Genomic DNA, 24,529 nt, shown 5'->3' with positions numbered 1-24,529 from the left:
TCCGGCTTGTCGGCCTGCAGGATCATATGCATGCCTTCGACATAGTCCTTGGCATGGCCCCAGTCGCGCTTGGCCGAGAGATTGCCGAGATAGAGCGTCTGCTCCAGCCCGACCTCGATGCGGGCGACGCCGCGGGTGATCTTGCGGGTGACGAAGGTCTCGCCGCGGATCGGGCTCTCGTGGTTGAACAGGATGCCGTTCGACGCGAACATGCCGTAGGCTTCGCGGTAGTTCACCGTGATCCAGTAGCCATAGAGCTTTGCCACGCCGTAGGGCGAGCGCGGATAGAACGGCGTGGTCTCCTTCTGCGGGATCTCCTGCACGAGACCATAGAGCTCGGAGGTGGAGGCCTGGTAGAACCGCGTCTCCTTCTCCATGCCGAGGATACGGATCGCCTCGAGCAGCCGCAGCACGCCGATTGCGTCGGCATTGGCGGTGTATTCCGGGCTTTCGAAGCTGACCGCGACATGGCTTTGCGCCGCGAGATTGTAGATCTCGGTTGGCCGGATCTGCTGCACCAGGCGGATCAGATTGGTCGAATCCGTCATGTCGCCGTAGTGCATCTGGAACGGCACGTTGCCGACATGCGGATCCTGATAGAGATGGTCGACACGCGCGGTGTTGAACGAGGACGAACGCCGCTTGATGCCGTGCACGACATAGCCGAGCGACAGCAGATATTCGGCGAGATAGGCGCCGTCCTGGCCGGTCACGCCGGTGATGAGAGCGATCCGCTCAGCCATGGGCCTGCGCCTGGTTACGGGTCAAAGGGGTTCAGATCACGGGATAACCACCGTTCGCGCCCCCTGACAAGGTCGCCGAAGACCAAAAGCGTATGAACCGGCGCTTCCGGACGGCACGCATGTGCCGTCGATCGCGGGATCACACGCCGTGGTACTTTCGATACCATTCGACGAAGCGGCCGAGGCCGTCCGCGATCGGCGTCGAAGGCGCGAAGCCGACGTCGCGCTGGAGGGCGGAAATGTCGGCGCGCGTCTCCAGGACGTCGCCGGCCTGCATCGGCAGCAGCTTGCGGATCGCAGGCTTGCCGATGATCTTCTCAAGCGTCTCGACGAACTCGAGCAGATTGACCGACCTGTTGTTGCCGATGTTGTAGACGCGATACGGCGCATAGCTCGTTGAATTTTCCGGCTGCTCGGCGTTCCACGCAGGATTCGGCGTCGCGGGCCGGTCGAGTGTGCGGATCACGCCTTCGACGATGTCGTCGACATAGGTGAAGTCGCGCCACATGTCGCCATTATTGAAAATCTTGATCGGCTCATTCGCGAAGATCGCGCGCGTGAACAGATAGGCGGCCATGTCGGGCCGACCCCACGGACCGTAGACGGTGAAGAAGCGAAGGCCGGTCACCGGCAGCTTGTGAACATGCGCGAACGTATGCGCCATCAGCTCGTTGGCCTTCTTGCTCGCGGCATAAAGGCTGACCGGATGGTTCACCGAATGCTCGGTCGAATACGGCAGGGTACGGTTGGCGCCATACACCGAGCTCGACGAGGCGTAGACGAGATGCGCCAGGCCATGGCGCCGGCCGGCTTCGAGCACGGTGACAAAGCCGTCACAATTCGCGCGGATGCTGGTGATGGGATCGTCGATCGACGCGCGCACGCCGGGCTGCGCCGCCAGATGCACGACGCGGTCGGGCAAAACCTCGTCGAAAACGCGCGTCACTGCGGCGAAGTCCGCGAGGTCGATCTCGTAGAATGAGAAGCCGGGACGATGCTTGAGGGTTTCGAGGCGCGCACGTTTCAGCGCCGGATCGTAATATGGCGTGAACGCATCGATGCCAACGACCTGCTCGCCACGTGCCAACAGCCGCTCACAAACATGCATTCCGATAAAGCCGGCAGCACCGGTAACGATCACTGGCCGCAAAGTTGTCATCTCGTTCATTCCGCGAAGCAATGCCAGACCAGGACGTGAGAGGCAAGGTTTTGACGATAACGACAATCATCAGGCCAAGCGGGCCCATGTAAGCGCATCGAAATGTGTAGGAAACATGATGGCGCCATGCATCCTCGCATGCTATCCGCCTGCGAGGATGCTCTGACGATATCGCCACGTGTGCTATACGCGATAGAACGTATATTCGGCGCGAATGCTCAGTCTTGAGGCATTGTTCGCGTAAGACACCCGCAAAGAAAAAGTTCGGCTTTGAAACTCTCCATCAACGGCAGGTTCCTGTCACAATCGCTCACGGGCGTGCAACGCTATGCCGCCGAAATGGTCAAAGCGATGGACCGCCTGCTCGCGAGCGGAGAGGCTCCACAGCAACTGCTGGATGCAGAGTGGCAGATCCTTGCGCCGCCGAACGCGCAGACGCTCGCCGGTCTTCGCCGTTTCAATATCAAGCAGGTCGGATCGTTGCAGGGACACGCATGGGACCAGATTGATCTGGCGCGCGCGGCCGCCGGCACGCGTCTCGTCAGCCTCGCCAATTCCGGCCCCGTGCTCCATCGCGACCATCTGGTCGTGATTCACGACGCGCAGGTTTTCAGGCGACCGGACTTCTTCAGCTGGCGCTACCTCGCCTTGCATCGGACGCTCGGCCATTTGCTGGCGCGCACCGCAACGATCGCAACAGTTTCGGCGTTTTCACGCAACGAACTTGCCGAAGTGCTGTCGGTGGATCCCGCGTCGATCCCCGTCATTGCGAACAGCGCAGAACACTTCGCGACCATCGAGCCCGATTTCTCGATCATCGACAAGCTGCATCTTGCGCCCCACCAGTTCTTCCTCTTCGTCGGCTCGATGACGAAGAACAAGAATGTCGACACCGCCATTCGCGCGGCCGAGCGGCTTGGCCGCGCCGATTTTCCGCTGGTCGTGGTCGGCGGCGACAACAGCAAGGTCTTTGGCGGCGGCGCCACGGGGGCGACGCCCGGCGTTGTCGTCGCCGGGCGCGTGAAGGACGAAGAGATCGCGGCGTTGTTCTCCCGAGCTGCGGCGTTCGTGTTTCCGAGCCTCTATGAGGGATTTGGCGTGCCTCCGCTGGAGGCGATGTTCTTCGCCTGTCCGGTGATCGCGAGTTCCGCCGATGCCGTGCGCGAGACCTGCGACGATGCCGCCGCCTACTTCGATCCACTCAACGCGGACGAGCTGTCGGCCCGGATGCACGAAAGAATTGAACTGGGCCGGATTTCACCGGCGGAACAAGAGAAGCAGCGGCAGCGGCTGGCCTCATATTCCTGGGCCAAGTCGGCCGCAGCCATGCTCGAAGTCCTTGCCAGGCCGGCTCCCCAAAGTGCATCCGGCCGCCCGACATGATGACGCGGCCCAAATATTGCTACTTTGGAGGCGCTACACGTGGTGTCTGCAAGACAAGGAAGGACTGACCGTTGTCCAGCGGCCTGAAGGTTCTGCATGTCGCCGAAACGGTGAGAGGCGGCATCGCAACCTACCTCAACGAGCTTCATCCGCATCAGAGCGACAGCTTCGGGCGCGGAAACGTCAAATATGTTGTTCCGTCCGACCATCGCAGCGACCTGGTGAACATCGAGGATGACGCCGTCACCACCTTCGCGCGCGACGGCCGCAACGCTGTCGGCCTGTTTCGCATGCTGTCCGCAACCATGCACGCGGTCCGGCAGCTTCGGCCGGACATCATCCATCTTCACTCGTCGTTCGCCGGGCTCGTGGTGCGCCCGGTGCTGTGGCTCACTTATCGACGTTCACGCATTGTCTATTGCCCTCACGGGTGGGCCTTCGGCCGCGAGACGGGCCGCGTTAGCCGCGCGGTCACGCAGTTCACCGAACGCGTGCTGTCGAAGCTGACCCATCGCATCGTCTGCATCTCGGAAAGCGAGCAGGTCGATGCCATGCGCGTCGGAATCGCGGCGAAGCGCCTGGTCCTTGTGCACAACGGGATTTCCAAACGGCGCCCCGCGCTCGACGCGAGCGCGGCGCCGTGGCGGTCGGAGAAGATCAAGGTCCTCTTCATCGGACGCCTCGACCGTCAGAAGGGGTATGATCTCCTCATCGAGGCGGCCCGTGCGCTCGGAGACACGCTCGATGTGCGCCTCATCGGCGCCTCGGTCGTCAGCAAATTCCGCAGAAGCGACTTGCCGGCCAACGTCTCGCTGCTGGGCTGGATGAACCGCAACCAGATTGAAGCCGAACTGGACCAGGCAGATATGGTCGCGATTCCGTCGCGCTGGGAGGCGTTCGGCCTGGTCGCCATCGAGGCGATGCGGGCGGCCAAGCCGATCATCGCATTCCGCATCGGCGCCTTGCCGGAAATCGTCGAAGACGGTGTGACGGGCGTGCTCTGCGACGAGGTCTCGCCCGAAAAGCTGGTTGAAGGATTTCAGCGCGCGACCAGACTGGATCTGCCTGCGGTCGGCCGGGCCGGATACGAGCGTTTCATCCGCCTCTACGACATCGAGCAGACCCACCGCACCCTCAATCAGGTGTATGCCGACGTCCCGGACATGCGCGAGACTGAAGCCGGGCAGCAGACAGAGCTGCAATCCGACCTACAAAACAATCTCTGATCGTAATAACTTGCTCAGGCCAGCGGGCGAGCATCGCCGCTCCTGAGTTCGAGGTCGGTCACGCGGTTATCGGAGAACGACCACGCGACCGCGGACGCGACCATTATCGCGCAAGTGAGAAAGCCTGCCGCGAATAGCAGTGATCCGATTTGCAACATCGTTCTCGCCTTCCTTGTTGGTTGACTGACCAACTAGCCGGACCCAAATTAGCAAGATCTTACAAGCATCTCCGCTTCCTGGCAGGACCGTTAACGGGGCAGGAATCCCACTGCGAAAATGCCGCCTGCATCATGAAAAGACGCGATCGCGCCGAACGCGTGAATTTGGGAGTGTCGCCGTTGCGGCGCCCGCCACATTTACTCACGATTTAAAGACAGAAAGCTAAACGGAGCGGCAAACTGCCGTTTCGTTTAGGGGCGCCATAATAATGCGCTTAATCTTAGACATAATAATGCGCTTAATCTTAAATATGCAATCCGGCTTCGACGGGATGCGGCGTCACTTGCCATAAGACGTACCCGCATTTAAAAAATACTTACTTAACGATGATTTTGGCGGGGCAAAAGCATGCTTATGCGATCAAGTATTGTACGATCAAATCTCGCATTAGATGGCAAAGATTTCGCTATTCCCTATCGGCAGGCTCGCCCCTTCCCCCATATCGCCCTCAAAGACTTCTGGGACGCGGAACAAATTGCCGAAATCTCGAGGCAGGTTAAAGAGTTTTCTTTTTTTGATGGAGAGAAGGATTTCTACGGCACGCAGAAGAAGCGCTATTGCGGAGCGTACGAGAGAATGCCACCCGCCGTACGAGAATTGATTGATACTTGTCACCATCCCAGCTTCATCAAGTTCTTGGAAGACATGACCGGAGAAAAGGATCTGGTCGGCGACCCCCGATTGATTGGAGGAGGGATTCATAGTTCGAGGACCGGCGGCTTCCTCAAGGTGCACGCAGACTTCAATTGGAGCGAACAACTCGGCCTATACCGCCGACTTAATTTGCTCATTTATTTGAACTCCGGCTGGCAAGAGTCTTGGGGCGGCTCTCTTGAGTTATGGTCAAGGGACATGAGCCGCAAGGAAGCGTCGGTCGCTCCGGATTTGAACACGGTTGCAGTTTTTTCAACTGATGAAAGCAGTTACCATGGCCATCCGGACCCACTGAGTTGTCCTGAGGGTGTGACGAGAGATTCAATCGCCCTGTATTATTACAGCCCCGCACAGCCAATCGACGCGAGAAGAACCAAACGCGGTATCAGCGAATACCGCTCTAGAGGCATTTCCGACTTTCTGTCCTCTGTAAAATATAAGCTGATCGATAAATTCAGAGGCAGGTAAGGTAGAAGGACATTTGGAAAGGACTTTCCAACCACGGAATTACCGTTTTGGTGATTCTCCCTATCCGAAAACGCGCCCGCCAACGTTTGCAGGCTCAATTTTGCGGCACCTGATGCCGTAGTCGCTCGATATCAAGCTTCACGAGCTGTCGCACTGGGTCCGAATGACGTGGCCAAGAGGAAGGCTGACCGCCAGCTGTCGCCTGGATGCCCGGACGATCCGCTTCGAAATAGAGGGGCCAATCCCAGGCTAGCCGCCTCCGCCGCCCAGCCGAACAGGCGAGCAAGCATCTCGCTCCAAGTGAGAACTGGAACTTCGGTATAGTACTTTTTGGTCGCTCATCGTCCAGACAAAGACAAACGCGCCAGAAAAGTGACATCAATTTGACCACCCCGCGCCCCCTTGCTGAATAAATCGAGCAGACCGCACAGGTTCTGAATGGCGATTACTGGCGCACTGGAACCGAAAAGTTGCAATAAGGTCACAGCCATAGGTGCTTTACCATAAACACGAAGACGCAGCAGTGACTCGGCAGCAGGATGGTTGCTACGGTCGTTCAGACTTTAGGGTGAGTGCGAGGAACTGACATTGGCTAAGACCGAACAAGCTTATTCGAATTTCGGGATTAGCCGGATTCTAGCCGTCGCTGCCATCAGCATCTGCTTGACGGGCTGCGCGGGCTTCATTCCCTTAGACTCTCCTGACGCCGTTTCCACGCAAACAAATGCTGCGCTGGTCACCCAACCGACCGCGCCGCTTGCCTATGCGCTGATGCCGGTCAATCCGGCAGTGCTGCAGGCGACCAACGCGTTTACGGACACCTCGGGCATGATCTTCTCCCGCCTCCCCGGCGGCAATTACCGCGACGTCACGATCGGCGTCGGCGACATCGTCACCGTGACCGTCTACGAAGCCCAGGCGGGCGGCCTGTTCATTCCGCGCGAAGCGGGCGTGAGGCCGGGCAATTTCGTCGATATCCCGCGGCAGCAGGTCGACCAGTCCGGCAACATCAACATCCCCTATGCCGGATCGATCAAGGTCTCCGGACTGACGCCGCGTGCCGTCTCGAACATCGTCCGCGAACGCCTCAAGGATCGCGCAATCGATCCGCAGGCGGTCGTGAGCGTCGCCGAACAGCGCGGCAACCAGATCAGCGTGCTTGGCGAGGTCAATTCGCCGCAGCGCTTTCCGATCGACCCGGGCGGCATTCGCCTGATGGGCGCGATCGCGCGCGCTGGCGGCCCCAAATATCCGTCCTACGAGAGCACGGTTACGATCAAGCGCGAGGGACGAACCTATGACGAGTCGATGTCCTCGGTCGTGCATCACCCCAACGAGGACGTGCTGCTCGCTCCGGGCGACGTCGTCTTCCTCACCCGCATTCCCCGAGTGTACATGGCGTTCGGCTCGACGCCGTCGCCCGGATCGATCGGTGGCACCAACAACCGCCGCTTCACCTTCGAGAACGACAACATGTCGCTGGCCGAGGCGCTCGCGAAAGCCGGCGGTCTCGATAGTGTCCGCGCCGATTCCAAGTCGATCTACGTTTATCGTTTCGAGCCGAAGCCGCTGCTCGAGCGTATCGGTGTCGACGTGTCGCAATTCCCGACCAAGACCGTTCCGGCCGTCTACAAGTTCGACATGAGCAAGCCTGATGGCTGGTTCCAGGCGGACACCTTCAGGATGCGCGATCACGACGTGATCTCGGTCGCGGAATCGCCATCGACCGAATTTATCAAGCTCATGGCCCCGCTGGACGCAGCTTCAACCAACGCGTCGAACATCTCCAGCGTCGTGGTCAACTCCAAGTAAGAGCGACGACGCTCGACAGTTTGGGTCTGCCCGGACAGGTTCCGCCCTTGCGGAGGTCCGGGCAGATTTTCATGGCCCGCTTCTTGAATGACGCGTGACTATTGCGGTCCCGTCCCGGCGTGATCATTCACGCGGTTTTGGGGCCGAAGGCGATTGCAGACCCAGCCATTGCGTGGCAAGCGAGGTGCGCCCCCGTCACGATCAACGCATGAGGCGATCGTTGAAGATACTCATCGTGAATACCCTCTATCCGCCCGACATCATGGGGGGAGCCGAAGTATCAGTATCACTGCTCGCAGAAGCCTTCATGCGCAACGGCCACCAGGTCGCCGTCGTCTGCCTGCAAAAGGCGGGCGACGTCTCGGTCGGCGATCGCAACGGAATCCGTACCTACAGGGTGCAGATCGACAACGCGTACTGGCCGTTTGGACAGAACCGCAAGCCGCCTCCGCTCGACCGTCTCCGATGGCATCTGCGCGATACCTGGAACAGGCGGGCCGCAAAGCGATTTGGCGCCATTCTCGACACCGAGAAACCGGATGTCGTTCACACCAACAATCTGACCGGATTTTCCGTGTCGTTGTGGGCGGAGGCCAAGCGTCGCAACATCCGCATCGTCCATACGCTGCGCGATTACTCGCTCATCTGCAAGCGATCGACACTTTTCAGCAAAGGCGCCACGTGCGAACGGCGTTGCCTCGCGTGCAAGACGATGACCATGCCGCATCTCTACGCGTCCCGTATGGTTGACGCGGTGGTCTCCAACAGCCAATACGTGCTCGACCGGCACCAGAAACTCGGATTCTTTCCGGACGTATCTCACAAGGTGATCTACAACATCGCGGACTCCAGCGTGCGGCCTGCGCCGCCGTCCTCGGACCCCGACCTGACTTTCGGCTTCATCGGCCGCATTGAGCCGGAAAAGGGCATCGATGTCGTCCTCAAGGCGGCCTCGCTGCTCCCCGATTCGGGGTGGCAACTCAAAATCGCCGGAAAGGGCCTCGAAGCTTACGAGCGAGAGTTGAAGGGACGGTATGATAATCCGAGGATCAAATGGCTTGGCTTCGTAAAGTCCGCGGAATTTTACTCCGCCGTGGATGTTTGCCTAATTAGCTCGGTTTGGCCGGAGCCATTGCCGCGTACACTGATAGAAAGCATCAATGCCGGTCGGGCGACCATTTGCTCTACCGCCGGCGGAATACCGGAAATCTCTCATTTGTCGACGTCACTCGGCTCGTACGAGCCAAGTGACTTCCACAAACTAGCCGAACTGATGAAGCAGGCAATCAGCGAGGCAGCGAAATGGAAGAAGGCTTTCCCACCGCGGCCTGACTTTGCAGCCAGCTTCACAGCCGAAGCTGTTACCGGACAATATCTCGACGTCTATTTGGAAGGCACCTCGAACGCCGATGGAGAAAGATGAGAAGGACTCTCGGGGTTCGTTCACAGAAGCTTATTGGATGAGATCCTTTCCATGAGGATATTGATCACATCGTCACTGTACCCGACACCGGGCGCACCGAAGGTGGTCGGCGGAGCCGAAATATTCGTGCGTCGCATTGCCGAAGGCCTTCTCAAGAACGGCGATGCTGTCGAAGTCGTTCGAGCGGCGTCGTTTCCTGAACAGCCGATGGAGACGAGCAACGGCATCGACGTCTACTCGGCGCCGGTCAAGAACATCTACCGGCCCTTCACCGGACAGAGAAGCGCGCCTGCGCGGGGAATGTGGCATGCGATGGAGGACTGGAGCCAGAGCGCCGAACTCGTTGCCGGCAGGATAAGGGCATTCAAGCCCGACGTGCTCCACTCGAACAACCTCTCGGGCCTCACGACGGCGGTGTGGAAGGCTGCGGCCGAGCTCAATGTGCCGGTCCTCCACACGTTGCACGACTACTACCTGACCTGTCCACGGTGCTCGCGCTTTTCGCAGGGGAAGGCCTGCGAGCACACCTGCATGAGCTGCAGGCTGTTGACCATCAACCGCCGAAGCGCAACCAAATATCTGCGCGGAGTCGTCGGTGTGAGCCAGCGCATTCTCGACATCCATCTGGAAACGGATCTCTTCGCCGATACCGAGTTGCGCCGGGTCATTCCCCATGCATCCACGATGCCCGTCTCCGCGCCTTCGAAGGATCCTGTGGGTCCGATATTGACCCTCGGATTCATCGGCCGTTTGACGGAAGAGAAAGGCATCTACAATCTCGTCAAGGCCTTCGCGCATCTTCCTCATGACCGAGTGCGGCTCGTCATTGCAGGGGTCGCAGAGGCTGAGGTGCAGCACGAACTCAGGGCCATGGCACCCAAGGCGAGCATCGAATTTCTCGGGTTCGTCGAGCCCGAGAAATTCTACCGACAGATTGACGTCGTCGTGATTCCGCCGATCTGGGAGGAGCCAGGCCCGCTCGTCGTCGCCGACGCTCAGGCGGCGCGAAAGCCTTTCCTGGGGACGCGATTTGGCGGGATTCCCGAGGCCGTGAAACGGGGTGCCGTAGGCTGGCTGACCGCACCCGATCCGAAATCGCTCGCAGACAGCATTCTGCGGATCATGTCGAATCCCGAGGAGTTGGCAGCAATGGTCGACAGGCTCGCCCAAAAGAACGACCAACGCACATTTGCGGATGTCATCGCCGAATATCGCGACGCCTTCGACCTCCTGACCCGGCGCACGCAATAGCCCCCGGATGACTGCATTGCGCAATGAGCTTGTTGTTTCCTGCGCTTCGGCCCGCGGCCTGACCTTCCCATGACTCGTCTGTTCGCGCTTGCCGGCGTCGTCTACCAGAGTGCGGCCGCGATTATTCTCATCTTTCTGCTGGGCCGAGTCCTCTCGCCTCTCGCCTATGCCACGTTTTCCCTCACGCTCGCTTCGAGTCAGCTGCTCAGCGTGCTGATGTTCGAGTGGCTGCAATTGGCCGGGGTGCGTTTTCTGGCCGCCGCCGTCGAAGAAGACGCAGCTCGACTGAGATCTTCGCTGTTCGGTGCCGCGCTCGTCAGCGCTCTGGCGCTTCTCGTGATCGGCGGCCTGGCCGCTACGATCGCGACTCCAATTTCCGCAAGCGTGGGTTTCGTCGGCCTCGCACTCGCCGTGGCCCAGGGCGCGACGGATCTCCATTTCATGGTTGTCCGCGTCTCGCACCGACTTGGCGCAGCCGCTTTTCTGCTCATCCTGCGGGCCACGTTGATGGTGGGCGGAGCAACGGCCGGCGCATGGCTTTACGGCACGGCCAACGCGGCGCTCCTCGGCATGCTGGGCGCCCAAATCGCCAGTCTGATCGTCGGCCAGCTCCTGCATCCTCAAACTCTTCAGAAGGTGCGGCGCTCCGCCCTGCTCGATGATTGGGGTGGTTTCGCCCGCTACGGGATGCTCGCTGCCGGCGCTTCAGTGCTCCACCTTTCAGTTCCGGTCTCGATACGCTTCGTCGTCGTTTCGGCCCTGGGCGACGCCGCTCCCGCGGTCACCGCAGGATTCTCGATGGCAATCGACCTGCTGCAACGACCGTTTGCGGTACTCGTCGCGGCCATCCACACCGTCAACTACCCGGAAGTCGTCCATCAATTCGAGCGCGGCAGTGCGGACGAGGCCCGCGCTTCCGTCGCGCATCTTCTCGATTTCATCATGTGCGCCACGTTGGTGATGCTGGGGGGGCTTATCGGATTTCTGCCGGACGCGGGAAAATTGTTCGTTCCAGCGTCCATTCTCGCAGGCTTTCTCCAGACCTCGGCAGGCGCAGCTTTCTTCTATTTCATGCACTGCCACCTGCAATCCACGCTCGCGATCGCACCACATTTGACGAAATCCGCCACGCGTCTCGTCGTCGTCGCCCTCTGCCAGTTGCTGCTCGTCCTGGCCGTAGCTGTGCCGACACAAGCCATCACGGGAGCGCCGACCTACGTCCTGGTCAGCGCGATCGTCGCAACCGCGATCGTCATCGTGCTCGCGGCGGGACCAATGGTGCGGTTCGGCGCAACGCCGCGATGGGGGCTTGTCGCGGCATCCGTCGCGGGCGCCGCCTTCATCGGCGCATTTTCGGCCGTGCCCTCGGCGTCGGCGATTGCGCTGGTTGCGAAGATTGTGGCTGCAACCGCCATCGTCGCACTCCTCGCGTGGAAGGGGCGCTTCCTCGAGCCTGCCGGCGCATCCCGATCGGATGTGTAACGACAGCGTGACGCCGCGATGCTTCCCGGAATGAAAAATTGGCCTGCCCAACAACTTGGCAATGCCTGTTGCCCGATTGCTTGTCTTGCCAGTTGTGCATGTGCGAGATAAACGCGCGGGTGCAGGGCTGGGCCGTATGGAACCTGAGTGGGCGTCATCCCGTGGCGCCCGGAGATCGACGTAATGCTGAAAAATCTGCTGTCGATGTCCGGCATGAACGTTCTCAAATCAGGCCTGCAGTTCGCGATGACCGTCATGATGACGTATTTCGCGGCGCCTGCCGAATTCGGACTCGTCACGTTTTCGCTGCCGTTCGTCGGATTCATCGCGCTCTTGACCGATCTGGGCATGTCAAGCGCCATGGTGCAGCGGCCGACGCTCGATCGGGACGACGCGGGCGCCGCGATTACGCTGATCTGCGTCATCGGCTTGCTCTGCGCCGTGATCCTGGCGGTTATCTCCGCGCCTCTCGCCGCCGGTCTCGAGATGGAGGGACTGGGAAGCGTGCTCGCCACGCTGTCGGTTTCGGTGGTGCTCTCCATTGCCGCCCTCGGCCCGCGTGCCGTTCTCGAACGCCACCTGCGCTACCAGGTCGTCGCGAGCGTCGAGATCACCGCCGTTATCGTTTCGGTGCTCACATGCGTTCTGGGCGCCTTCCTGGGCTGGGGCGTCTGGGCGCTGGTCGCCTACTATGTCGTCGTCCAGATCGTTCGCGCCGCGGCCTTCGCCATCATCGCGCGAAGGGATGTGCAGCTTAATTTTCAATGGGGCCGCGTGCGCTCGATCCTGACTTTCGGCGGTTGGGTGCTGGCGAGCAATCTGCTCAACTTTGCCGGTCGCGCGGTTGGCAACGTCCTGATCGGCGGTGCCGTGGGCGCTGCCGCCGTCGGTCTGTACGGTCTGGCTTACCAGATCATGATCCTTCCGCTGATGGTGATCACCTGGCCCGGCAGCGGCGTGCTCATGGCGACACTCAGCCGTCAGGCCGCAAAGGGATCGCTACAGGAGCGCAACGAGATCATTTGCGGTGTGCTGTCGCTGACGGCGGCCGTGGTCTTTCCCGGCATGCTCTATCTCACGTTCGGCGCCGACTATCTTTTCACCGCGTTCTTTCCGGCCAAATGGACCGGCATCATTCCGCTGGTCGGGCTGATGTCGATTGCCGGCGCAGCACAGTCGATAACCGCCTATAGCGGCGCCATGCTGCTGTCGCGGGGCAAGGCTCAGCTGCAATTCTGGGTTTCGACCGCGAACAGCATCTCGACCATCGTAGCGTTCGTCATCGGCCTGAGATTTGGGCTTATCGGGATCATCAAGATCTATCTTGCGGTGACGCTCATCGTGTCTGTCGCTACGATGCTGATCACCTCCTGGGAGACCAAGCTGCCGGTTCTCGACCTGGTCAAGGCGCTTGCGCCCGCAACTATCGCCACGATGCTCGGCCTCGTTGTCGCAAATCGCGTGATGGACATGACCGCCACGCCGAAATCAGCCTGGCTGCTTGGCACAACCGCGTACGTCCTGACGATCGCGATCAGCTACCTGCTGTTTCATCGACAGCTGGCACGGAGCCTGCTCGGCCTGCGCGATCTCGAACTGAACAAGGAGCGGGTCGCTACCACCTAGCCATCGCGCTCGATGGCCGCTGATGCGATCGGCCCGGAGCCCTTCACACTATCAGACAAACCTGCAAGACTTCGACATGCCACCGACAGCATTGCCGTACTGTCTCGCGCCGGACCGCGAGGGATTGATGAGATGACATCGAAAGGACCCATGAATATTCTGATCATGACGGCGACCATCACGCCGAAAGCCGACGTGCGAAGCCTCGGCCGGAAGGATCCCGCCCTCCGCCGCAAGGATTATGAAGACGCGCTTTGGTTCTACGGCCGGCTGGTCGGCCAGTGCATCGACCGGATCGTCTTTGTCGAGAACTCGGAATCCGACCTGTCCAGCCTCAAGGCCATCGCCGAGCAATTGAACATCGTCGACAAGATCGAGTTCATTTCCTTTCCGGGGCTGGACTATCCGCAGATGTACGGCCGCGGCTACGGCGAGCTGTTCCTGCTCGACCACGCGATGGAGAATTCGCGCTTCATCAGGGAATGCGATGCCGACACCCCGATCTGGAAGGTCACCGGCCGCTACGTCGTCCTGAATCTCGCCAAGCTGATCCAGAAGACCCCGAAAGGGTTCGAGTTCTACTGCAACATGCGAAACTACCCCAAAAAGGTCGTCGACATGTACATGATGGCGTGGACCACCGCAGGATATGGCAAATATCTCCAGGGCAGATGCAAGCTCTACGAGGAGACCTCCGCCGCGGCGTTCCCCGAAAAGGCGCTGCGCGACGATTTCGAGGCCGCGCCGAGAACGTCCAAATTCGTTCGACGGTTCCGGACGGTGCCGCTGGTGAGCGGAATTCGCGGCCTCGACAACAAGGGATACGCAACGGATAACATCTGGAAGTTCTACATCCGGGTCGGGCTGGACACGGTTTGCCCGTGGCTCTGGATCTAGGCCGAATGTTGCCGTAGGCGCGGCTCTTGCCGCGCCTACATTCCGCGCTTGGTTAGCTCCTCGGCCTCGTGCGGCGCGAGAGTCTTTCCCGCAAAACGCGACAGCATGTAGAGCGGAACCTTCGGAGTATGGATGTCGTACATCAGGCCGAAGCGGTTTTCCGGCGGAGCCTTCTTCGGTTCGTCGAGCAACTCGTAGACCAGCACGCTCTCAATGTCGGCATCGGCCTGATTGACGATGTAACTCAATGTGGCGTGCAGGCTCTTATAGCACGCCTCGGTGAGGGGCTTGCCGGCTTCGTTCTCGTAAGCGGGCTTGTAAATCTCTCCGCAGTTGATTTCGTTGAACACGACCGGCTTGCCATATGAGCCGAGTTTCTTGAACAGACTGTAGGCCTGCCTGCTGCCTCCCCATGCGCGGTTCGGATTCTGATTCAGGACTTCGTAGTAGTGATACGAGATCACGTCGAAGCCGACCCCCTTCGAAGCCATGAAGTCGAGGAAGCCGAACATGGTCGACGTGGTGTTGAGCACGCGTCGCAGGTGCAACCCGTACTCGCGATTGATCTTGTCGATCGCGTCCGACATGCCTTTGAGGATGGCGGCCCAGTCGTTCATGACCGACGTGTCGAATTCCTCGGCGGTCCAGCCGCGGCCGTAGAGCTTCTTGCCGGCCGAATCCAGCGCAAGGAGGTTGATCTCGTTGCCCATCTCCCAATCGTTGATCTGGTCCTTAAAATTGATCACGAACGTGTAAGTTCTCGAATAGGCCTGCTGGTACAGCGCATTCGAGTCGCCGGCCGGATACTTGCCGCCATCGGTGCGATCGCCCCAGGCAAACGGGGTCGCCAAGATCGGCTTGAGCGTTATGCCGTAGGTCTTGGCGAGCGCCAGCATGTCCCGGTACATCTGAACCGCGTAGGGATCGGTGTCCCGCGCGAGATTTGCACTGACCCTGTACTGGGTAAGCCCGCGGGCCCGCATAACCTCGAAGATTGCCTTCAGGTCTGCGCGCCGTCCATCGGGGCCGTCGACCCCCCATGTGAGCGGACCAGCGCCAGCATTCTCGACGGATGCCAACAGACCGAGCGCCAGCAACAGCGCGGCCAGAAACAATCTCTTCACTGCCAGGAACATTGCGCCTCCATGCGCCCGAGAAACTGCATGCGTTCGATCCTGATCTGCCATCACCTGCATCCGCACAAAGCCGGCTTTCACAATACGATCACAATAGGCTCTCACCGGCAAAGGCGAAGCCGCCAGTCACTGCTGGACCGATCGCAGCACGATTGCACGCTTTTGTGGCGAAAGTTGCCAGCGGAATTGCCGTTCCAATTCCACTCAGTATCTATAATGTCGCCCAGATGGAACGACTTGACGCCAAGCGAGAGTAAATTGACGAACGCCTCCCTCGAATCGAAGCCGCAAATCGTCCTCAATCGTACGACCGAGACGGGGCGCGCGGTCGCATGTGTCATCGTGACTTATGGACGGCGCGAGCAATTGGTGAGGCGGACGGTTGCGGCGGTCCAAGCCAGCCCTGCGATCAAACGCGTGATCGTGGTGGACAACGGTTGCAACCGCCCGGTGACCGCGGACGATTTCGCACCGGAACCACCTGTCGATATCATCAGGCTCGCTGCAAATCTGGGATCGGCCGGCGGTTTTCACGCCGGCATCACCGCCGCCCAGCGCCTCGAAGACGAAGACGTGGGGTTCGTCCTGATTCTGGACGACGACAACGTCGGCGAGGATGGCTTCCTGGAGCGCCTGCTCGCGCTGCATACGGCGCTCGGCGCGACAGACGATATCGGCCTGTGCGCATTGCGCAGGCATCGGGGCATCTATCCGACGCTGCTCGCCGATCAGAACGCCGTGGCAATCCGCCCCAACTCGTTCCTGAATTTCCATCTCGCCTCGCTCCCGTCGAAACTATGGCGACGGTTCGCACGATCCGGCCGGCGACATCCGGACAATTACGGGGAGTTTCACCTGCGTCGGATCGAAACCGCACCGTATGGCGGGCTGCTGTTGCCGATAGCCGCCGTCAGGAAGGTTTCGCCTCCCAACAAGGAGTTCGTCCTCTATAGCGACGACCATGACTACTCGCTGCGCCTGATGGACGCAGGTATCGTCATCTATTTGACCGATGTCGGTTGCATCAACGATGCGGAAGAATCCTGGGACAAGCCGAGCACCAGCGCGCGCAGCGCTCTCGTCAGCCCGGATGCGCCGGCCTGGCGGCTCTATTATGCCTGCCGGAACCGAATCTTGATTGAGAAGCGGTATACGACCTCCCCAATTACCTATCGCATCAACCGAATGAGTTACGTCGGCATCCTCGCGATTGAGGCAATCCTGGCCCATCGCGATCTCAATGGCGCCAAAAAGGCACTTCGACCGCTGCTCGAAGCCATCGCCGACGGTGACGCACAGCGACTCGGATGGCGAACCGAGTATCAATTGCCCGGCGCGTCGACGTCGAGCACCGCGGGCACGCATTAGCGCGCTACGAATCATTTTTCATTTGCGAAGACGTTTCACCGCGCTGTCATGGAACAATGCGCAGCGAAATCCATCACTAATGACTCGTAATCGGGCAATGGAAGCAAGTTCCTGCGCGGAACAAGCAGTGTCTTGCAGTGTGCTGAAAATACTTGCAGTTCTTCCCGCGAAAAGCCGCCGTTACCTACATCTTTAGCCTTCTTTCTAACGTCACTGAGAAACTCTTGCCGCTATGCAATGAACAACAGCGGGCATCACCAGAGTGAATCATGACGACCATCACCAGTACTGATCAATCCGTTCTATCGGCGAGTGCGTTCACGAGTTCCATCGGCGTCAACACGCACGTGTCGTATGCGTGGGGCAGCTACAACAATCTCGCGCTCGTCGAAGCCGATCTCAAATATCTCGGCGTCACCACGCTTCGTGACAGTTTGACGAACATCCCGGGAGCACAGCCCGTTCTCGACGGTTTGGCGAACGACGGATACAAGTTCGATCTCGGCGTTTCATCGTCGATCCCGGCGACGGGAGCAGCTGGCCTGCAGCAATACATCAACGCACTCGACGCATTTCAGGCGGCACACCCGGGCAGCATCATCGCGCTGGAAGGCCTGAACGAGGTCAATCTCCAGGCGTTCAGCTACAACGGCAGCTCGACGATCGAGGCCGCCGCGCAGTTTCAGCAGGCGTATTACAGTGCGATCAAGGCAGATGCGTCGCTCGCAAAACTTCCCGTCTACAATCTGACTCTCGGCTACGACGATCCCACGGATTTCGCGAAGCTAGGCAATCTCGGCGCGTCGTCGGACTATGCCAACTCTCACGCCTATGTCAGCACGGGCACCACGCCTCAGGCCGCCGTGGCTGCGGCTACGATGCTTGCGAGTTCGGTTTCGCCCGGCGATCCCTCGGTCATCACTGAGACCGGCTATACGACGCTGAGCACCACGCCTTACCTCGGCGTGAACGAGTCCGTTCAGGCGAAGTCGATCCTCAATACCTTGATGGACGCCTTCAAGGACGGTGTCGGCACGACCTATCTCTATGAATTGCTCGATCGCAATTCGTCCAGCAGCGATACCGATGCGCAGAGCCATTTCGGACTGTTCTACGACGACGGGACGCCCAAGCTGGCGGCAACCGCAGTCCACAACCTGACGACAATCCTCAACGACGACGGAACAGGCAACGGCCAGCCGACGACCCCGCTGAACTACACGCTTAGCGACATGCCCGCATCCGGCAACAGCATGGTGCTGGGCAAGAGCAACGGGGCCTACGATCTCGTGGTCTGGGCCGAACCAAAGGTCTGGAATCCGTACACCAACACCGAGATCAGCAATCCGACCCAGACCGTCACGGTTCAGCTCGATGGCGTGCATCAATCCATCAAGGTTTACGATCCCACCGGCGGGACCGAACCGATCGCGACCTACACCAATGTCAGCTCGTTCACGATTCCCGTGAGCGATCACCCGATCATCATCGAGATCGACGGTGTATCCACGGCGGCCTCGAATCCGGCCCAGGCTACCGACGTTACCGGCACGGCCGCCGAGATCGTCGCGGAACTCGCCGACCTCTCCGCGTCCAGTACCCTGCATTCGATCACGCTCACGGACACTCATGTGCTCGCTGTCGCGTCAGTATCGACGATGAATTACATCATCTCGCACTACGGTAACGCCCTTGCGGCCATTCAGGGCGGCTACTCCTTTTCCGTGACGACCTCGACGACGAGCTGGAGTGAGACGAAGCTCTTCAATGCGACCGGTACGCTGACGGGAACCTCGACCTCGAATTTCACCAACGGCGTCATCACCAGCAAGTCGCTTGTCAATGTCGACGGGACCAGCGACACGGTTCTGTACTCGGCCGGCGTGAAAACGCAGGAAACTATCGTCAGTGCAGACGGCGTGAAGCAGACCACCGACTACAATTCGGACGGCAGTGTCGCAAGCGAGACCATCAAGAATGCGGACGGCTCCGTCTCGACCGCCGTTTACGCAAACGGCCTGAAGTCCAAGACATATGTCACCAACGCCGATGGAACGCATACCAATACGTTCTACGGCATCACCGGGCAGGCATACGCCACCCAGATCCTCACGACAAAGGCGGACGGAACGGTCACGACCGTCACCGACCTGCACGCCGACGGCACGACGCAGTACACGAAGGTGGTGAACGCTGACGGCAGCACCACCACCGGCCTCTACAACAATGCCGGCCAGAAGACGTCGGAGGTGCGCAACTACCCCGACGGTTCGAGCCTTATCACGAACTACAATACGACAGGCGTGGTGACGCAGACTGTCGCGAAGGCCAACGGCGCCACCACCACCACGAACTACAGCGCCGACGTTCAGACCTCGATCTACATCACAAGCGCCGACGGCACCAAAGAGACCAAGCTGTTCAGCTCCGGCCAACTCGCCAGTGATTTCGTGCAGAAGACGGACGGATCGTCGTCCACGACGGTCTACACGAACGGCGTCAAGTCCAAGGTGTATGTCACCAACATCGACGGGTCGCACGTCAATACGTTCTACAACGTCACGGGCCAGGCCTATGCGACGCAGATTCTGACGACCAAGGCCGACGGAACGGTGACCGCCATCACCAATCTGCACGCCGACGGCACGACACAGTACACGAAGGTGCTGAACGGTGACGGCAGCACCACGACCGGCTTCTACAACAATGCCGGGCAGAAGACGTCGGAGGTGCGTAGCTACGCCGACGGCTCGAGCGTCACCACGAACTACAATACGTCGGGCGTGGTGACACAGACCGTCGCGAAGGCCGGCGACGCCACCACCACCACCACGAACTACAGCGCCGGCGTTCAGACCTCGATCTACGTCACCAGCGCCGACGGCACCAAAGAGACCAAGCTGTTCACCAGCGGCCAGATCGCCAGCGATCTCGTGCAGAAGACCGACGGATCGTCGTCCATGACGGTCTATGCCAACGGCGTCAAATCCAAGGTGTACGTCACCAACACCAATGGCACGCACACCAACACGTTCTACAACATCACCGGCCAGCCCTATACGACGCAGACCCAGACCACAAAGGCCGACGGAACGGTGACCGCCATCACCAACCTGCACGCCGACGGCACGACACAGTACACCAAGGTGCTGAACGGCGACGGCAGCACCACGACAGGCCTTTACAGCAATACCGGCCAGAAGACGTCGGAGGTGCGCAGCTACGCCGACGGTTCGAGCGTCACCACGACCTACAACACGTCTGGCGTCGTGACACAGACCGTGGCCAAGGCGGTCGACGGCACCACCACGACCACCAACCTCAGTGCCGGCGTGCAGACCTCGATCTACATCACCAGCGCCGATGGCACCAAAGAGACCGAGTTGTTCACCAGCGGGCAGCTCACCAGCGACCTCGTCCAGAAGACCGACGGCTCATCGACGATGACGGTCTTCGCCAGCGGCGTCAAATCCAAGACATACGTCACCAACGCCGACGGAACACATACGAACACGTCCTACAACGTTACCGGCCAGGCCTACACGACCGAGATCCAGAAAACCAAGGCCGACGGCACCATCACGGCGATCACCGACCTTCACGCAGACGGCACCTTGCAGTACACCAAGGTCGTCAACGCGGATGGCAGCATCACCACCGACCAGTATGACAGTGCCGGCCACAAGACGACAGAGGTCCTCAACTACACTGACGGCTCGACACTGACGTCCACCTACGATACGGCAGGAAACGTCACGCAGACGGTGGCGAAGGCCAGCGGTGACGCCACGACGACCAACTACAGCAGCGGCGTCAAGACTTCGGTCTACATCACGAACGCCGACGGCTCGAAGGAGTCCGATCTCTACACGGCTGGCCACCTGACCAGCACGCTAATCCAGAAAACAGACGGCTCATCGGCGACGACGGTCTACAGCAACGATGTCAAGACAGCGACGTATGAAACGCATGCCGACGGCACGCACACCAATACGTTCTTCAACGTCACCGGCAAGGCCTACACCACCGAAATCCAGCAGACCAAGGCGGACGGCACGATCACGTCGATCACCGATCTGCACTCCGATGGCACGCTGCAATACACCAAGGTCGTCAACTCGGACGGCAGCATCACGACCGACCAGTACGATACCACCGGGCACAAGACGACCGAGGTGCAGAACCACACCGACGGCTCGACCCTGACGTCCACGTTCGACACGTCGGGCGACGTGACCCAGACAGTGGCAAAGGCCGACGGCAACACCACAACGACCAACTTCAGCAGCGGCGTCAAGACTTCGATCTACGTCACGAATGCCGACGGCTCGAAAGATACCCAGACCTATTCGAACGGCAAGATCGCCAGCGACTTCGCTCAGAACACCGACGGCTCGTCCTCGACGACCGTTTATGCGGACGGTGTCAAGACCAAGATGTACGTCACCAACGCCGACACTTCGCACGACAATTTCTACTTCAATGCCACCAACACCGAGCACGACTCCTACAATACAGCCGGCAATCTGGCCTATGTCGATATCCTGAACTCGGACGGAACACACAACGCATCGGCCAAGGTGGCAGGCCTCACGCTTGCCGGCGGCGCCGGAAACGACACCTTTGCTGTGGCCGGCGCCGGATCGACGACGATCTCCTTCGACGGCGGCAACGACGTAGCGAACGGCTTCCATGCCGGATCAGGGACGGGCCACGACACGGTCGCGATCGCAAAACTCATGGCCACCGACTACAGCCATCTCCAGTTCAGTCAGTCCGGTGCCGACACCCTGGTTCACGTCACGGCGAGCGACTCGATCCTGCTGAAGAATGTCGTCGCCACGAACTTGACCAGCAACGACTTCCTGTTCGCCTGATCGACCGGGTTGCGTGCGGCGAATTCCCGCTTCGCCGCACTCATCCGGGACCAACGGGGCACAGAACTCTGCCATCCCCGACATGGCGCGCCCGCATGCGATCGCCTGATCGTAGCGGCATTGCCTCATACATCATCATCGCGCCCAAAAATCAGGATTTGACCGATCCCCGAAGCGATCGGTAAAATCGAGAACCAGCGCGGCATTGAGGCGACATTGACGGATATCGAGGGCGCACGGTCCCCCAAGGGCGGAATCGTACCGGGAATTCAATACCTGCGCGGTTTCGCAGCCATTCTGGTCGTGATCTGGCACGTCAACTGGCTGGTCAGTCTGCCGCCCTCTTACGGCGAGAGCCCTTTCCTGCTCGCGGAAACCGGCCTGTTCGGCGTCGCGATCTTCTTCGTCATCAGCGGCTTCATCATCACGATTGTTTCATTCGGCCCGATCCGCAGCACGCTCGCGGAGTTCTTTCTCCGGCGCTTCGTCCGCATCATTCCCTTCATGTGGGTATGCGTCATCGGATACAACTTGCTGTCGCTGGCCGGCTCAGGAAAACTCGATCCTCTGCCCGGCCTGAGGGCTCTGGCGCTCTGGCCGATCGGGGAACTGAGGCCCTATGTTGTGTGGACGCTCAGGCATGAGTTCATCTTCTACATCCTGTTCGCGCTCACGATGTTGCGTCCGCGGCCCCGATTGTCGCTGCTGGTCGCCTGGTTCCTTGCGCCGCTGGCCTGGTACGCGGCGGCTCGTCTTCTGGCGTGGCCGGAACTGCTGCATCCGGAGAGCACAGGCCTCGCCCTCGCGACCGTGGTTGGCTACGGCAACATCATGATGCCCAACCTTCAGTTCGGCATGGGCTTCGCGCTGGGCCTGCTCTGGCTGAAGGGGCATCCCCTGGTACGCAGCCGATATCCGGCGGCATTCCTGCTCACCGTCGCTGCGGCCACCCTGGCAACCGTCATTGTCGGGGCGACTCTTTCGGAAGACAATGGGCTCCGCGCCTTATGGTGGACCCTGTTCGCGACGATCGTCGTCTGGCTGGGCATCGTTTCCACCGAAAAGCCGGGACCGCTGCATTCCATCGGCATGCTGCTCGGTGACGCCTCCTATTCGATCTACCTCACCCACGCTGCAGCCGCGATCGTGCTGATCCAGCTATCGGCCCGTCTCCACAATCCATTACCGTCCGCTCTCTTCGTCATTCTTGCAGTGGTCTGCTCGGTCCTCGCCGGGATCCTGATCCATTGGTATGTCGAGCAACCTCTGATTGGTTATTGCCGCAGGCTGGGACGCCGCCGCTCGATTGTCGCATAGCGGCGACCGGTTGGGCGAAGACCTCGGTTCGGTGCTACGCAAAAACGGCCTCGGCAGCGTCACGGCCATGAATTGGCTCTAACTCCGTGGCATCCGCTGATGCCGGCCAAAACGGCACATGAAAGGCTGTACGAGAATGTCGCAACCGGATCGAGACGTTGAGCTCGCAGCCGTTTCGTTGCCGGGCGCCCTCGGCCGCGAGCGCTCCCCCAGCCCGTCGCGCTTCCGGCGGCTCCCCGACACCATCCAGTCCAGCCTGGCGCGGCAGGAAACCGCGGAAAGCATTCTGGCGAAGAACAACGGTCTCGGACCGGGCTTCAACATGATGCGGCACCTGCTGTCGCTGGTCATCCTGTCGCATCACTGTCGCGTCGCAGTTGCCGGCCTGTTCGCCGGTGCCGCCTTCGTCAAGAAGCTCGATGAACCAGGAATGGCCGTCTATGTGCTCAAGGATCCCGGCGCCGTCGCGTTTGACAAGATGGGTGGATTGACCGCGCTGTCCTTCGGCCATCTCCACGCGTCCGAAATCATCCAGGAGCTGCTCAGACCCGGACTCATTGCGCTCGTCGGGATGTTCTTCGCACTCAGCGGCTTCCTGGTGACCGGCAGCGCCATCAAGAACCCGGATCTCAAGACGTTTTTCATCAACCGCGTATTGCGCATTGTCCCGGCGCTCAGCGTCGAGGTGACGCTCTGTGCGCTCGTGGTCGGACCGCTGCTGACGCAATTGCCTCTGTCGCAATATCTCTCCGAGTACCAGTTCTACCGCTACTTCGGCAACATCGTCGGTCATGTCACGTTCGAGCTGCCAGGCCTTTTCCTGCACAATCCCTGGCCGGAGATGGTCAACGCCAATCTCTGGACCTTGCCCTGGGAGCTCTGGTGCTACGTCTTCGCCTTCGCGCTTCTGTTCGTGCGCATGATCTCGAGTGAGTCGCGAAAGATCCGCTGGATCACGCTCCTTGTCGGCGTCGCGCTCATGGCCGAACTCCTCGCTTACTTCATCGATCCCGCGACCTTCAACGTCCGGCAGGATTCGACAAGGCTGGCCGGCTGGTATCTCGTTTTCATGTTCTTCTTCGGCATGGTGTTCCGCCTGAACGCCAGATACGTGCCGATCCACTGGGCGATCTTTGCGATGTCCGCCGCCTGCTACGCCGTGATGATGTGGCTGAACGTGCTGCTGCCGCTCGCCGGCATATTCCTGACCTACTGCACGGTCTATATCGGCATGCAGACTTTTGCGGCATTCGATCGCCTGTTCCGCCAGGACCTGTCCTACGGCATCTATCTCTACGGCTTTCCAATCACACAGGCGACGATCGACATTTTCCAGCGCTTTGCGGGGCCAGACCATCGACTCTCCCTGGCCCTGATCCTGCCGATCGTCGTGGTGCTGACGCTGGGATTTGCGGCATTCTCCTGGAACGTCATTGAAAAACCGGCGCTTCGTCTGCGACGGTTCTACCAAAGGCCGGCCTAGCAGGA

General features: G+C 60.1%; 16 protein-coding genes. 13 read left to right on the top strand and 3 right to left on the bottom strand.

Annotated elements, in window-relative coordinates:
* Together gmd and ABIB73_RS24790 are read right to left on the bottom strand one after the other, a co-directional pair.
* Positions 1-743 (bottom strand): GDP-mannose 4,6-dehydratase (gmd, locus tag ABIB73_RS24795; protein WP_354228257.1); only part of this gene is annotated, 743 nt, incomplete at its 3' end.
* 139 nt (positions 744-882) lie between these two features.
* Positions 883-1,902: an NAD-dependent epimerase/dehydratase family protein gene (locus ABIB73_RS24790; protein ID WP_354228255.1), complete on the bottom strand. Its 1,020-nt coding sequence runs from the start codon at positions 1,900-1,902 to the stop codon at positions 883-885.
* 270 nt (positions 1,903-2,172) lie between these two features.
* On the opposite strand from ABIB73_RS24790, the gene ABIB73_RS24785 reads away from it, so the two are divergent.
* From ABIB73_RS24785 to ABIB73_RS24745, 9 genes are all read left to right on the top strand, one after another.
* On the top strand, positions 2,173-3,285 hold the full coding sequence (locus ABIB73_RS24785) for a glycosyltransferase family 4 protein (RefSeq protein ID WP_354228253.1): 1,113 nt from the start codon (positions 2,173-2,175) through the stop codon (positions 3,283-3,285).
* Between the two features lie 71 nt (positions 3,286-3,356).
* Positions 3,357-4,511 carry a glycosyltransferase gene (locus ABIB73_RS24780; RefSeq protein ID WP_354228251.1) on the top strand — a complete coding sequence of 385 codons (1,155 nt, stop codon included), beginning with the start codon at positions 3,357-3,359 and terminating at the stop codon, positions 4,509-4,511.
* Between the two features lie 567 nt (positions 4,512-5,078).
* Complete coding sequence (locus ABIB73_RS24775; protein ID WP_354228249.1) at positions 5,079-5,852, top strand: 2OG-Fe(II) oxygenase; 774 nt, start codon at positions 5,079-5,081, stop codon at positions 5,850-5,852.
* A 588-nt stretch (positions 5,853-6,440) separates the two neighbouring features.
* Positions 6,441-7,664: a polysaccharide biosynthesis/export family protein gene (locus ABIB73_RS24770; RefSeq protein ID WP_354228248.1), complete on the top strand. Its 1,224-nt coding sequence runs from the start codon at positions 6,441-6,443 to the stop codon at positions 7,662-7,664.
* 220 nt (positions 7,665-7,884) lie between these two features.
* Positions 7,885-9,087 carry a glycosyltransferase family 4 protein gene (locus tag ABIB73_RS24765; protein ID WP_354228246.1) on the top strand — a complete coding sequence of 401 codons (1,203 nt, stop codon included), beginning with the start codon at positions 7,885-7,887 and terminating at the stop codon, positions 9,085-9,087.
* A 51-nt stretch (positions 9,088-9,138) separates the two neighbouring features.
* Positions 9,139-10,338, top strand: a complete 1,200-nt coding sequence (locus tag ABIB73_RS24760) for a glycosyltransferase family 4 protein (RefSeq protein ID WP_354228244.1) — start codon at positions 9,139-9,141, stop codon at positions 10,336-10,338.
* A 69-nt stretch (positions 10,339-10,407) separates the two neighbouring features.
* Positions 10,408-11,820, top strand: a complete 1,413-nt coding sequence (locus ABIB73_RS24755; protein WP_354228242.1) for a hypothetical protein — start codon at positions 10,408-10,410, stop codon at positions 11,818-11,820.
* Between the two features lie 183 nt (positions 11,821-12,003).
* Positions 12,004-13,446 carry an oligosaccharide flippase family protein gene (locus tag ABIB73_RS24750; RefSeq protein WP_354228241.1) on the top strand — a complete coding sequence of 481 codons (1,443 nt, stop codon included), beginning with the start codon at positions 12,004-12,006 and terminating at the stop codon, positions 13,444-13,446.
* Positions 13,447-13,596: 150 nt separating this feature from the next.
* Complete coding sequence (locus ABIB73_RS24745) at positions 13,597-14,343, top strand: hypothetical protein (protein WP_354228239.1); 747 nt, start codon at positions 13,597-13,599, stop codon at positions 14,341-14,343.
* 35 nt (positions 14,344-14,378) lie between these two features.
* On the opposite strand, the gene ABIB73_RS24740 is transcribed toward ABIB73_RS24745, so the two are convergent.
* On the bottom strand, positions 14,379-15,560 hold the full coding sequence (locus tag ABIB73_RS24740) for a glycoside hydrolase family protein (RefSeq protein WP_354228237.1): 1,182 nt from the start codon (positions 15,558-15,560) through the stop codon (positions 14,379-14,381).
* A 177-nt stretch (positions 15,561-15,737) separates the two neighbouring features.
* On the opposite strand from ABIB73_RS24740, the gene ABIB73_RS24735 reads away from it, so the two are divergent.
* From ABIB73_RS24735 to ABIB73_RS24720, 4 genes are all read left to right on the top strand, one after another.
* Positions 15,738-16,847, top strand: a complete 1,110-nt coding sequence (locus ABIB73_RS24735; RefSeq protein ID WP_354228235.1) for a glycosyltransferase — start codon at positions 15,738-15,740, stop codon at positions 16,845-16,847.
* Between the two features lie 269 nt (positions 16,848-17,116).
* Entirely contained in the window at positions 17,117-21,724 is a 4,608-nt protein-coding gene (locus ABIB73_RS24730) for a beta strand repeat-containing protein (protein WP_354228233.1), read from the top strand.
* Between the two features lie 216 nt (positions 21,725-21,940).
* On the top strand, positions 21,941-23,041 hold the full coding sequence (locus ABIB73_RS24725) for an acyltransferase family protein (protein WP_354228231.1): 1,101 nt from the start codon (positions 21,941-21,943) through the stop codon (positions 23,039-23,041).
* 136 nt (positions 23,042-23,177) lie between these two features.
* A complete protein-coding gene (locus ABIB73_RS24720; protein ID WP_354228229.1) occupies positions 23,178-24,524 on the top strand; it encodes an acyltransferase family protein in 1,347 nt (448 codons plus the stop codon).
* Positions 24,525-24,529: the final 5 nt, after the last annotated feature.

It is taken from the genome of Bradyrhizobium sp. F1.4.3, from assembly GCF_040548375.1.
GTDB lineage: Bacteria > Pseudomonadota > Alphaproteobacteria > Rhizobiales > Xanthobacteraceae > Bradyrhizobium.
The sequence above is the reverse complement of the archived record's forward strand: the minus strand, read 5'-3'. Positions and strand labels throughout refer to the sequence as shown.

Coding starts and splice junctions, on each gene's coding strand:
- ABIB73_RS24790 (WP_354228255.1), bottom strand. CDS start 1,902: ATGACAACTTTGCGGCCAGTGATCGTTACCGGTGCTGCCGGCTTTATC.
- ABIB73_RS24775 (WP_354228249.1), top strand. CDS start 5,079: ATGCTTATGCGATCAAGTATTGTACGATCAAATCTCGCATTAGATGGC.
- ABIB73_RS24760 (WP_354228244.1), top strand. CDS start 9,139: ATGAGGATATTGATCACATCGTCACTGTACCCGACACCGGGCGCACCG.
- ABIB73_RS24755 (WP_354228242.1), top strand. CDS start 10,408: ATGACTCGTCTGTTCGCGCTTGCCGGCGTCGTCTACCAGAGTGCGGCC.
- ABIB73_RS24750 (WP_354228241.1), top strand. CDS start 12,004: ATGCTGAAAAATCTGCTGTCGATGTCCGGCATGAACGTTCTCAAATCA.
- ABIB73_RS24745 (WP_354228239.1), top strand. CDS start 13,597: ATGAATATTCTGATCATGACGGCGACCATCACGCCGAAAGCCGACGTG.
- ABIB73_RS24730 (WP_354228233.1), top strand. CDS start 17,117: ATGACGACCATCACCAGTACTGATCAATCCGTTCTATCGGCGAGTGCG.
- ABIB73_RS24720 (WP_354228229.1), top strand. CDS start 23,178: ATGTCGCAACCGGATCGAGACGTTGAGCTCGCAGCCGTTTCGTTGCCG.